Below are 12,468 nucleotides of genomic sequence, written 5' to 3'. Positions count from 1 at the left end.
AAATAGCTGGCGTTTTGCCCGCCGCTCCCTACACTAACTGAAAATCAATTCAGACGGAGCAGGTGATGCGAGCCGCTTGGGATGCATGCAAATCACTAAACCTATCTGCACTCCTGGCAGGGGCAACTCTCTTGGTTTCGGCCATGGCAAGTCCACTGGCAGCCCAGGAACCGGAGTGGCTCCATGCAGCTGCGTTGAACGGGACGCCGAAATACGGCCCAGACGTTACGCATTTTGATTATGTCAATCCGGATGCACCGAAAACCGGTGTTGTTCGCATGGCTGCCCGGGGCGGCTTCGATTCATTTAATTTCTTGCCGCCAAAAGGTCATGCCGCACCCGGTATCTTCAATATCTATGAAAACCTGATGGAGCCATCACTCGATGAAGACGACATCAGTGCGCAGTATGGTGTGCTTGCAGATGCCGTGCGTTTTCCGGATGACTACTCTTGGGTCGAGTATCGGCTAAACCCCAACGCCAAATGGCATGATGGTAAACCGGTGACAGTTGAAGACGTCATCTGGTCGTTTGAAAAAGCGATCGAACTCGATCCGCAGCGCAAGTTTTACTACAAAAACGTCACGGAGACTGAGGTTGTCGACGGAAATGTTGTCCGCTTTTCGTTTGACACTGCGAACAATCGCGAACTTCCCAAGATCATGGGGCAACTGTTTGTTCTGCCAAAACACTGGTGGGAAGGCATGAATGCAAAGGGTGAAAAGCGCGATATATCCAAAAGCACCTTGGAACCGCCGCTTGGATCGGGCCAGTACCGCATCAAAGATTTTTCAGCCAACCGCCAAGTAATCTACGAGCGTGTCGACGACTATTGGGGCAAGGACCTTCCGATCCGGATTGGCACCGGCAACTTCGAAGAGATCCGATATATTTCTTTTTTGGACGACGCCGTTCAATTCGAAGGATTTAAAGGCGACCAATACGACTATCACACTGAACGCAGCTCCAGTCAGTGGGCTAAACGGTATGATTTCCCGGCGATCAAGGATGGCCGGATCGTCAAGGAAATCTTTCCCGACCGCTCCACAGGGGTCATGCAGGGGTATTTCCTGAACCTGCGCCGCGAAAAGTTCCAGAACCCGGATGTTCGCCGGGCCCTCAATTACGCTTATGACTTTGAGACGACCAACGAGATCATCTCCGCTAATCTCCTAAAACGGGTCAACTCCTATTATTCGGGAACTGATTTGGCCTCTTCCGGCCTGCCGCAAGGCAAGGAACTTGAAATTCTGGAAGAGGTGCGGGACCAGGTGCCGCCGCAGGTCTTTACCGAAGAATTCAAAAACCCGGTTGGCGGTTCGCCGAAAAACGTGCGGGCAAATCTACGCGAAGCAGTCAAATTGTTGCGGGGTGCCGGGTACAAGCTCGAAGGACGCAAGATGATAGATCCTGCGACCGGCGAGCAGCTGAGCATTGAGTTTTTGTATCGGGATAAAGCCAGCGAGCGCTCGTTGTTGCCTTATTCGAAAAACTTGGAGAGCATTGGTATCAAGGCGATCTTGCGGCTGGTCGACACATCCCAGTTCATCAACAGGGTCCGCAGTCGCGACTTCGATGCAACAACGCTTGCGATCGGCCAGTCATTGTCTCCTGGCAATGAACAGCGGGAGTATTGGGGCTCGGAAGCAGCCGACAACGCCAGCTCTGCCAACTACGGCGGGATCAAGAACCCTGCGATTGATCATCTCATCGAAAAGGTGATTTTTGCCGAAGATCGCGAGACTTTGGTAGCCGCCACACATGCTCTCGACCGGGTGCTTTTGTGGAACCACTATGTGGTGCCGCAGTTTTATGTCGATGAGACTCGCACAGCACGGTGGGACCGCTTCTCTCATCCGGAAAACATGCCGGAATACAGCACAGGTTTCCCCACAATCTGGTGGTATGATGAAGCCAAGGCTGCCAAGACCGAGGCGTTGAAATGACTGCGATCACGAGCCCCAGCCGGCGGCAAGTCCTGAAACTTTCAGGAGCTGCTGCACTTACGGCCGGCTCAACCTCGTTGCTGTCCGGCGTTGTGGCCGCCAGCCCTGGAAGTGGTCCGCACCATGGATTGTCGGTGTTTGGAGATCTGAAATACGGTCCGGATTTTACGCACTTTGACTACGTCAATCCCGACGCTCCAAAGGGGGGAACCTTCAATTTTCAAGCCCCGTATTGGTCCTTCAATCAGAACGTTCTGACCTATAACACCTTCAATTCTTTTATTCTGAAGGGGGACGCTCCACCGCGCATGGAGCTGTGTTTCGATACACTGATGGTACGGGCCTATGACGAACCGGATGCGGTTTACGGACTGGTCGCCGAAAGTGTTGAAGTGTCAGACGATGGCAACCGCTTTACCTTTAATTTAAGGCCGGAAGCGCGGTTCCATGATGGATCGAAGCTGACGGCGGAAGATGTCGCGTTCTCGATGCTTCTTTTGAAGGAAAACGGTCACCCAAACATCAGCCAGCCGATGCGTGTTTTGAGCGGTGCGGAAGTTTTGGATGAGCACCGGGTGGCGTTGCAATTTGATGGCACTCAATCCCGAAACTATCCCCTTGACGTTGCTTCTGGGTATCCGATTTTTTCAAAGCGCTACTACACAGCTTATGACTTTAAACAAAGCACGCTGACCCCGCCGCTATCGTCTGGTCCTTATAAGGTCGGGAAACACGCAGTCGGGCGGTTTGTCGAGTACCACAAGATCAAGGATTATTGGGGCAAAGACCTGCCAGTCGTCCGCGGACAGAAAAATTTTGAGATCGTCCGGGTCGAGTTCTTCCGGGAAAGGCAAGTTGCCTTTGAAGCATTTAAGAAGGGCACCGTCCGCTACCGCGAAGAGTTTTCGTCAAAAAATTGGGCGACGGAATACAACTTCCCCGCCGTTGTCGATGGCCGTGTGGTGACGAAAGTGTTCCCAGACGGCCGCCCGTCCGGAGCTCAAGGGTGGTTCCTCAACACACGCCGCGACAAATTCAAAGATCCGAGAGTGCGCCAAGCACTCGGATATGCGTTCGATTTTGAATGGTCGAACAAGAACCTGTTTTATGGCCTTTATAAACGGACCGAGTCATATTTCGAGAACTCCGAGATGAAGGCGGAGGGCGAGCCTCAAGGTGCAGAACTTGCGCTTTTGGAACCGTACCGGGAGCAACTGCCGGAGGTGGTGTTCGGGGAACCCGTTACGCCGCCGGTGAGCAATGGCACGGGCGCCGACCGGAGTCTGCTGCGCAAGGCAAACGAACTTCTAAAGGCAGCAGGATATACGCGTCAGGGCGCGGATCTGATTGGACCGGACGGCAAACAGCTCAGCATCGAGTTCCTGAACAACACGACCTCTTTCGAGCGGATTGCAAATCCATTTATCAAAAATCTCAAGAGGCTCGGTATTCAGGCAAACTTTAGAGTGGTGGACGGTGCGCAATACCAGGCCCGGCTCAACGAGTTTGATTTCGATATTGCCAACCGCCGCTTTGCTTTTTCGGCGACTCTATCCGATCCGATCCGGGAATATTGGACATCGCGTTCAGCTGATGTGCCTGGCAGCAGCAACTTGTCTGGGATCGCCGACCCGGTGATTGATGCCCTGACGGACAAAATTCTTGCAGCGCAGTCGAAAGACGAGATGAACACAGCCGCCCGGGCGCTCGACCGGGTCTTGAGGGCGGGTTATTATTGGATACCGCAGTGGCATAAGAACACCCATTCGGTCGCTATTTGGGACATGTTCGGTTATCCGCCAGAGCCGCCACGGTACTTCTTCCCCGTGGAAGATCTGTGGTGGATAGATCCGGAAAAAGCCAAAATCATCGAAGAAGCAGGGTAAAGTTTTAAAGATACCTGTGGCTTGCAGTTTTTGGCCGAAACTTAAAGGGACGATACGAACCCTATGGGCGCTTATATTCTCCGCCGTTTATTGCTGATGATCCCGACCCTGGTCGGGATTATGGCGATCAATTTTTTCATAATTCAGTTTGCGCCTGGCGGCCCGGTTGAGCGGGTGATCGCGCAGATTTCCGGTACCGATGTTGATGCAACGTCACGCATCAGCGGCGGTGGCAGCGATATGGGGAATATCGGCAATGAATCGTCCGGATCCAGTGGCGGTGGGGGCGATAGTGTTACGTCTAAATACCGGGGCGCTCAGGGGCTCGACCCGGAATTCATCAAGGAGCTGGAAGCGCAGTTTGGCTTTGACAAGCCGCCGCTCGAACGTTTCCTGACGATGTTATGGGACTATGCCCGCTTTGATTTCGGCGAGAGTTATTTCCGCGACATCCGAATCTTGGATCTGATTGCCGAAAAACTGCCCGTCTCGATCTCGCTCGGGCTTTGGATGACGCTGATTTCCTACGCGGTCTCGATCCCGCTCGGCATCCGCAAGGCGGTCAGTGATGGCTCGCGCTTTGATGTCTGGACGTCTGGTGTGATCGTGGTGGCTTATGCCATTCCAGGCTTCTTGTTTGCGGTCCTTTTGATCGTACTATTTGCCGGCGGGTCATTTTGGGATATTTTCCCGCTTCGTGGGCTGGTTTCGGACAATTGGGAAGAGCTTTCCTGGCCGGCGCGGATTGCGGATTATTTCTGGCATCTGGCGTTGCCGCTGACCGCCATGGTCCTGTCAGCTTTTGCAACAACAACACTTTTGACGAAAAACTCCTTCCTGGATGAAATCCGCAAGCAATATGTGATCACTGCGCGCGCCAAGGGGCTCACCGAAGGCCAAGTGCTTTATGGCCATGTGTTCCGAAATGCCATGCTGATCGTGGTGGCCGGTTTTCCGGGGGCCTTCATCTCGTCTTTCTTCGCAGGATCTCTGCTGATCGAGACAATCTTCTCGCTGGATGGCTTGGGACTGCTCGGCTTTGAATCGGTCATCAACCGCGACTATGCCGTGGTCTTTGCGACGCTCTATATCTTCTCGCTCATGGGCCTTCTGGTGAACCTGATTTCCGATCTCACCTACACCTGGATCGATCCTAGGATCGATTTTGAAAGTCGGGAGGTGTAGTCATGGACACGCGCCTTACCAAAGATCTGGAAAACGCTGGTTATAGCGCTCCAGCACCCGTCGCTGAAGAAAACACCCCGCCGCCTAGAAAAATGCGCCTGTCGCCGATCAATCAGCGGCGTCTTGCCAACTTCAAGGCCAACCGCCGCGGCTACTGGTCCTTGTGGATTTTCCTGGTTCTTTTTGTGCTCGCGATGGGAGCCGAGTTTCTGACCAATGACAAGCCGGTTCTGGTGTCCTATCAGGGCGAGCTGCTTATGCCCGTCTTTGTTGATTATCCGGAAGAAAAATTCGGCGGATTTCTGGCGATCACAGACTACCGCGACCCCTTCATTCAGGAAGAAATAGCGAACAACGGCTGGATGCTCTGGCCTCTGGTCCGTTATTCCTACCGGACCGTGAACCATGAGATTCCAGTCCCCGCTCCCGCGCCACCGTCCTGGATGATGGATAAGCAAGAGCGCTGCCAGCGGTATCCGATGGGGGCTGACGATCCGAATTGCGTCATGGGCAATTGGAACTGGCTCGGCACGGACGACCAAGGCCGCGATGTTCTAGCGCGTCTTGTCTATGGTTTTCGGATCTCGGTCCTCTTTGGCCTGGCTCTGACCTTGGCCTCCTCCGTGATAGGCATCGCAGCTGGGGCAGTACAAGGCTACTATGGCGGTTGGGTCGATCTGATCTTCCAGCGGTTCATCGAGATCTGGACCGCCATCCCAACGCTTTATCTGATCTTGATTGTCTCTTCGGTTTTGATCCCCGGATTCTGGACGCTGTTTACGATCCTTTTGGCCTTCTCCTGGGTGGCGCTGGTTGGCGTCGTTCGGGCCGAATTCCTACGCGGGCGGAACTTTGAATACATCTCGGCAGCTCGGGCGCTGGGCGTATCCAACCGTGTCATCATGTGGCGGCACCTGCTGCCAAACGCGATGGTCGCGACGCTCACGTTCATGCCATTTATTCTGAATGGCTCGATCTCAACACTGACTGCGCTGGATTTCCTCGGCTTTGGCTTACCGCCTGGATCCGCGTCGTTGGGTGAATTGCTGGCACAAGGCAAGAATAATCTTCAAGCACCCTGGCTTGGCATCACCGGCTTTATGGTGATCTCGCTGATGCTCAGCCTACTGATCTTCATTGGTGAAGCGGTGCGCGATGCTTTTGATCCGCGCAAGAGCCTGGCGTGAGGAGAGACCTATGACCAAAGAAACTCTCGTCTCCATTCAGGATCTTTCGGTGGCCTTTACCCAAGGTGGCAAAGAAACGCTCGCTGTTGATCAGATTTCCTTCGACATCAACAAGGGTGAAACCGTCGCGCTTGTTGGGGAAAGTGGTTCAGGAAAATCGGTCTCGGCTCTGTCGATCCTGAAACTTCTGCCTTATCCAGCAGCTTCCCACCCAACGGGCAAAATCCTTAAGGACGGTGTCGACCTGCTGCACGCCTCGGCAAGCGAGATGCGGAAAGTGCGCGGCAATGAAGTCTCGATGATTTTTCAGGAGCCGATGACCTCGCTCAATCCGCTGCACACTGTGGAACGGCAGATATCAGAGATACTCAAAATCCACCGGGGGATGAGCGATACAAAGGCCCGCGAACGCGTTCTGGAACTGATGAACCAAGTGGGGATCCGTGATCCGGAATCCCGGTTAGGGTCTTATCCGCATCAGTTGTCCGGCGGCCAACGTCAGCGCGTGATGATTGCCATGGCGCTCGCGAATGAACCGGATCTTTTGATTGCTGACGAGCCGACAACTGCCCTTGATGTTACTGTGCAGGCGCAGATCCTGGAGCTATTGAAGGATCTGCAGAAACAGCAGGGCATGGCCATGCTGTTTATCACCCATGATCTCGGCATCGTGCGCAAATTTGCCGACCGTGTCTGTGTCATGACTGGTGGCAAAATTGTTGAACAGGGGCCGGTTGCCGAGATTTTCGACAACCCGCAGCACGACTACACCAAACATTTGCTGGCCGCTGAGCCGAAAGGCAATCCACCCGAAACCGATACGGACAAACCGATTGTTGTTCAGGCAGACGATTTAAAGGTCTGGTTTCCGATCAAACGCGGTTTCCTACGCCGGACGGTGGATCACGTGAAAGCGGTCGACGGGATAGATGTCACCGTCCGGAAAGGTCAGACGCTTGGTATCGTCGGCGAAAGTGGATCTGGAAAGACCACACTCGGCCTTGCCATCTTGAGGATGATTTCTTCCACCGGCCGGATTGCGTTCAACGGTCAGGATATTCAGGAAAACTCCTGGAAGGAAATGCGTCCCTTGCGCCGCGATATGCAAATTGTCTTCCAGGACCCCTATGGCGCACTGTCACCGCGCATGTCGGTCGCCGACATCGTTGGCGAAGGCCTACAGGTGCATTTTCCAGGCATTTCGGCTGAAGAACGGGACCGCAAGGTTGCCGGTGCGCTTGAAGAGGTTGGCCTTGATGCATCGACCCGGCATCGCTATCCGCACGAATTCTCGGGCGGCCAGCGCCAGCGCATTTCCATCGCCCGGGCGATGGTTCTGGAGCCGAAATTCGTCATGCTCGATGAGCCGACATCGGCGCTCGACATGAGTGTCCAAGCCCAGGTGGTCGATCTCCTGCGGGACCTGCAAAAGGCGCATGGCCTTGCCTACCTCTTCATTTCCCACGATCTGAAGGTCGTTCGGGCACTGGCCAATGAAGTGGTCGTCATGCGCCAGGGTAAGGTTGTGGAATCAGGCCCGGCCGAGAAGATATTCGATTCCCCGGAAACCGATTATACGAAAGCCCTAATGGCGGCTGCCTTCCGTCTGGAGACTGCTCCGGAAGGTGTGGTGAGTGTTTAACCAAGCCATCGGGGATTGCTCTAAATAGCGAACGAGAGGCGTTCGTGTTGAGGGAGGATCGGGTGTTTCAGGATCGGTACGACAACAGCCTTTCAACGTCGTCTGCATTGGCTCGTGATGCCTATATTGATGCGGTCGACCGGTTTCTGTCTGCCGAAGAGGGCGCGCTAGAGGGTTTTCAGAAGGCGATCGAAGCGGATCCGGACTTTGCTCTTGCATATGCCGGTCTTGCCCGGTGCCATCAGATCTTGGGCAATGTCCAGGAGGCGCGGACCATTGTGCAGCACGCCGAAGCGTGTGGGCAGCCCGAGACGACCCGCGAGCAAAGCCATTTGAATGCTCTGGGCCTATTGGTGCGGGGCAAAGTACCTGCTGCCTATGCGGCCATCAGGGCACATTGTGCCGAGTATCCACGCGATGCGATGGTGGCTCAGACTTGTACCGGTGTATTTGGATTGATCGGATTTTCCGGCCAGCCCGGCCGCGAAGCGGAGCAGCTGGCGTTCACGTCGGCACTGTTGCCGCATTACGGCGATGACTGGTGGTTCCTCGGGCAGCATGCATTTTCACAGGCCGAAGCAGGGCAAATCGGTCCAGCGGCAGAAACTATCGAACGGTCGCTTAACGGCAATCCACGCAATGCGAACGGCGCTCACATCAAGGCCCACATTCACTACGAAACCGGAGAAACGGCCGCTGGCATTGCCTATATGAACGACTGGCGCAAGGACTACAGCAAAGCCGGAATATTGCATTGCCACATCTCCTGGCATGTCGCGCTTTGGGCGCTGGAAACCGGAGACGAGGAGACGATGTGGCAAGTCGTCGATACTGACGTGGCGCCCGGAGGGGGCTGGGGGCCAGCCTTGAATGTGCTGACCGATACGGCCGCGATTCTTTACAGGGCCGAACTTGCCGGGGTGCATGTTTCTCCGGACCGTTGGCAGGCGGTCAGCGCATATGCGGCGCAGTTCTTTCCGAAGACGGGGCTTGCATTCGCCGATGTTCATGCCGCCTTGGCACACGCAATGGCTGGCAATCAGGAAGACCTGCAGCGGATCGCGGTTGAAGCCCGCGGGCCGGCTGCCGACATGGTGCAATATCTCGCCAATGGCTTTGCGGCCATTGGAGCAGAAAACTGGGCGGAAGCGCAAAACCATTTGGTCCGGACAATGGCCGATCATGCCAGGATCGGAGGAAGCCGGGCGCAGCGTGATCTGATTGAATATGCCTATATGGGAGCTCTTCTGAAACAGGGGTTTTCCAGCGAAGCCCGGCGGTTTTTGGCCACGCGCCGCCCTGTGAACATTGGCACGCGCTCGCTCAACGGGCTCTACTGAGATATGCCCAATCGCCTCGCTGCCTTGACGCTGAACGTCACGAACCCGGATACTCTCGCGGAGTTTTATTGCCGGATCCTCGGCATGCGGCGATTTGAGAGGGATGGATGCATTGCCGTTGGCTACGGGAACGAGGGGGCGGTTCTGGTTTTAAAGCCGGTGGACGACCGGGCGCCCTATCAGCACAGCAACACTGACCGTTACTGGAAAATCGGGCTGACGTTGCCTGACATCGACTGTGCAAATGCCCGGCTCAAGGCCCATGGTATCAGCGCTTCGGAACCGCATCAGTTCCGAGATATCGGCTATTTAAGCCACTTTGCTGATCCTGAAGGTCATATCATCGAGCTGGTTCAGCATACGTTTGAGGGCGAAACCAAAATCACAACCGGTGACCCCGCACTTCCTTTGGGGGGCGGTGCTGAAATTGGTTTGGTTACCCTGCGCACCGATAACATTGAAAAGGAGATTGACCGCTGCGAAGCAACGCTCGGCCTCAAGTCTCTTGTCCGGGAACGAATCTCTGATCTTGGGTTCGACCTCTATTTTCTGGGACGACCCGGGGACACGCCGCCCGATCCTGATCCGGACGCGCTCATCAACCGGCCATGGCTCTACCAGCGGTCGTATACCGTTCTAGAGTTTCAGCATATCAAACGAAAAACAGAGATCCTTGCCCCTATGCCGGGGCAAAAGGGGTACTCAGGAATTACTGTCGAGCGCACCGGCACAGACAAAGAAAACTTCGTCTGATTGTGCGTATGGGGAAAGGGTTTCTTTCGACACTGAGGATCGAGGTGCTTATGCCGCATCCGGGCATCGGTCCAAGCCGTTTTCTCCACCCAGCTCTGTCATCTGTTCTTCCAAATCGAAATTGCGCAAGAGCGTCACATAGCCACCAAGTTCAGCTGCCTTTAGAAATGTGCTGACCCGAATATCAGAAGGTTTTTCGGCGGTAAGAAGACATCCACTAACGCCGATGTTCAAGGTTCCCTCAACCTTCTCCCGTTCGCTTTTGGACATGGACGCCATGTGCTTTTGGAAGCTCCGGAAAAACGGCAGGTTTTCCTCTGGTAACCGGTAAATCTCCAAGCGCCAACCGTCCTGTAGCTCTTGGGAAAGTTCGGCCTTTTCAGCTTTGGAGACGACCTCTTCAAAGGCAAGCTCTTCTTCCATCAAGACAACGCCGTCTTGCTTGCGCTTGAGGGTGAGGGCCATTGTTGCTCCGCCCTGAGGAATTTGGATGCCCTCCGGGTATTTGACGGCGAGGCGCAACGCATCTGGGTTTGTTTCCAGCATATCGAACTGGCTGAGCTTCGCGATCGTTGTCAGCGGGACATGGCCACACGCAGATAAAAAGGCTCCAAGAACCAGAAAAAGAAAGACCCGTGTTGAGCCACTGAGTGAAGAAGGCAATAGGCGTTTTGTCATTTCATTCTCCCGAAACGGGCTGATTATTATCGTAAAACAATAAGAATTAAAATCAAAAAAATAACAAGAATGAAATTTGCCGATGGCTTCCCTACCAGTCAGTGGCAAAACACTCATTTGCTCTGGGTCATTGGTGATGGAAACCGGTTTTTGATCGGTAGAGCGGTCAGTTTGGCGGGCATTTGGTCCGAATCCTTCGAAACCACGCCGAAGACAATTGATCCAGGCGCTTGGTATTGTCCGCGAGAGTCACGGTTTCCAGAAATAATCGAGTTGCAGTTGCCAGTCATCATCGGGGACCGGGTATTTTTCTAGGTAATCCCTGCGGCCTTTTTCGTCCAGGCTGTGCCAGAACGGGAGCCAGACCTCGCAAAGCCAGTCTTCGCCTGCCCCTTGGCGCCAGCCAGCCCAGGAGGCCTCAACATCGGGGACCTTGACCCAAGGCGGTTCAGGTTGAATTGACGGTTGATTTGGCACGGAACGGTTCCAGGACAAGCAGTCGATCTTCAGTTCTTATGGATCATATCGGCAACCCAATCAGATCCCCAATACCCCAAACCGCCGATGATGATTGCACCGATCGCACCGGTCACGATTGCGCCGGGACCGGTTTCGATTCCCAGCGCAGCACCTGTGACAAACCCGATTTTCATTCCGGCGACACCGCTCCCCCAGCCGCCAACCTGCCGGATAGTTTCTGCGCCGATCGGTTTGAAGGATTGTTGTTCAATGGATTGGGACGTTGCTTTGGTCACATCATAGGCGGTGAACACCAGACCAACACCGCTGACAAACCGGCCTGCGCGCCCAAGATTTCTGGCCCTGCGGAAGCTGTCGTCTAGCTGATCCAGATTGTTTTTCATGGCATCGCGGGTGATGTTGCCGTCCACCATCTCTTGCCACTGGAATTCGGCGCCGCGGATGTACGGCTTATGCGCCATTTTCAATTTGGATCCGCTGCCGGGAGGCGTGCCGCCTTCAATCAGCACTTCCCCTTCGATTTTGCTGACGGCGTCAATCAGCGTGTTGATACGCTTTTGCATGTTTGGATTTTTCGCTGCGATCTGCCGCAGATCACGGACAATATCATCAGGCGAAAGGATCTTCCCCCCAGCGGCTTCGATCTTGGCAATGTCGACGAGAACGGGTGTCGCTGGCATGCCTTGGCGCGGAAAAATAGACGGTGCGCCGATAGCCCGGTTGCTCGCCGATAAGTACTGGCTGAGGTTTGGTGTATTGCCAAGCGCATGCTGGCCCGGGGTGAGTGTTCCCTTCCAATTGCGGGGAGAAAAGGCAAAGTTGTTTGGAATGACGGCAACTTTCCGGATCAAATGGGTTCTGCCGACATCGGGCAGCTGTTCAAACACGACAAACAAAAAACCACGGGCCGGCACGAACATGGATGATTGAGCGACGGTGATTGGTGTTTGTGCCAATTCGCTCCGGGTTTCCAATTGATCAAAGGGAGATCCGGGTCTCCTAAGAATGATGGGATCCTTGTTGTCGAATAGTTTGTTCCCGAGTGGTTTGGGCTTCCCCCAGTCGATTTTCAGCTCCATGGTCCGCGTCAGCGGTTCCATCTTTGCCCAAGTGGTCTTGCCGATGATGCCATCGATGGGCTTGATTCCGTTTTTCTCCTGCCAATTGGCGACCGCTTGCGCAAACCCGAATTCATCATTGGGCAAACCAGTCATATCCAAGAGTTTGCTGATACCGACGAGCCGGCTGCCCCATCCCGATTTTTGAACGCCGCCCTCGCTCCAAATCAGGGTGTCTGCATATATCCGGTTAAGGCGCCGCGCCTTTTTAAGTTCGCTTTCGGTGAGCATGACATGTCCTCGCAGCGCTCGG

10 protein-coding genes are annotated in these 12,468 nt (G+C 54.6%); 7 read left to right on the top strand and 3 right to left on the bottom strand.

The window, feature by feature from the left end; all coding sequences use genetic code 11:
* The first annotated feature begins 143 nt into the window (after window positions 1-143).
* The 7 genes from FJ695_RS02045 (at window position 144) to FJ695_RS02015 (ending at window position 9,939) form a co-directional block, all read left to right on the top strand.
* Window positions 144-1,946, top strand: a complete 1,803-nt coding sequence (locus FJ695_RS02045; RefSeq protein ID WP_209010886.1) for an extracellular solute-binding protein — start codon at window positions 144-146, stop codon at window positions 1,944-1,946.
* Window positions 1,943-3,832, top strand: coding sequence for an extracellular solute-binding protein (locus FJ695_RS02040; protein ID WP_141183886.1), 1,890 nt, complete (start codon window positions 1,943-1,945; stop codon window positions 3,830-3,832). The genes FJ695_RS02045 and FJ695_RS02040 overlap by 4 nt, the downstream gene beginning before the upstream one ends.
* 63 nt (window positions 3,833-3,895) lie before the next feature.
* A complete protein-coding gene (locus FJ695_RS02035) occupies window positions 3,896-5,017 on the top strand; it encodes a microcin C ABC transporter permease YejB (protein ID WP_141183885.1) in 1,122 nt (373 codons plus the stop codon).
* Window positions 5,018-5,109: 92 nt separating this feature from the next.
* Entirely contained in the window at window positions 5,110-6,204 is a 1,095-nt protein-coding gene (locus FJ695_RS02030; RefSeq protein ID WP_247653835.1) for an ABC transporter permease, read from the top strand.
* 10 nt (window positions 6,205-6,214) lie between these two features.
* Window positions 6,215-7,846 (top strand): ABC transporter ATP-binding protein, encoded by a 1,632-nt coding sequence (locus FJ695_RS02025; RefSeq protein ID WP_141183883.1) that lies wholly within the window; start codon window positions 6,215-6,217, stop codon window positions 7,844-7,846.
* Between the two features lie 62 nt (window positions 7,847-7,908).
* The gene (locus FJ695_RS02020; RefSeq protein WP_141183882.1) at window positions 7,909-9,186 is read left to right on the top strand and encodes a tetratricopeptide repeat protein; all 1,278 of its coding nucleotides are present in this window, start codon (window positions 7,909-7,911) and stop codon (window positions 9,184-9,186) included.
* A 3-nt stretch (window positions 9,187-9,189) separates the two neighbouring features.
* Complete coding sequence (locus FJ695_RS02015; protein WP_141183881.1) at window positions 9,190-9,939, top strand: VOC family protein; 750 nt, start codon at window positions 9,190-9,192, stop codon at window positions 9,937-9,939.
* Between the two features lie 48 nt (window positions 9,940-9,987).
* On the opposite strand, the gene FJ695_RS02010 is transcribed toward FJ695_RS02015, so the two are convergent.
* The 3 genes from FJ695_RS02010 to FJ695_RS02000 all read right to left on the bottom strand — a co-directional run bounded on the left by FJ695_RS02010 (window position 9,988) and on the right by FJ695_RS02000 (window position 12,446).
* Window positions 9,988-10,617 carry a hypothetical protein gene (locus FJ695_RS02010; RefSeq protein WP_141183880.1) on the bottom strand — a complete coding sequence of 210 codons (630 nt, stop codon included), beginning with the start codon at window positions 10,615-10,617 and terminating at the stop codon, window positions 9,988-9,990.
* A 249-nt stretch (window positions 10,618-10,866) separates the two neighbouring features.
* Window positions 10,867-11,094 carry a hypothetical protein gene (locus FJ695_RS02005; protein ID WP_209010885.1) on the bottom strand — a complete coding sequence of 76 codons (228 nt, stop codon included), beginning with the start codon at window positions 11,092-11,094 and terminating at the stop codon, window positions 10,867-10,869.
* A 29-nt stretch (window positions 11,095-11,123) separates the two neighbouring features.
* The gene (locus FJ695_RS02000; protein ID WP_141183878.1) at window positions 11,124-12,446 is read right to left on the bottom strand and encodes a peptidoglycan-binding domain-containing protein; all 1,323 of its coding nucleotides are present in this window, start codon (window positions 12,444-12,446) and stop codon (window positions 11,124-11,126) included.
* Between the last annotated feature and the right edge of the window lie 22 nt (window positions 12,447-12,468).

Origin of the sequence: Labrenzia sp. PHM005 (assembly GCF_006517275.1) — a bacterium.
GTDB lineage: Bacteria > Pseudomonadota > Alphaproteobacteria > Rhizobiales > Stappiaceae > Roseibium.
This window is presented reverse-complemented; position numbering and strand designations above follow the sequence as displayed.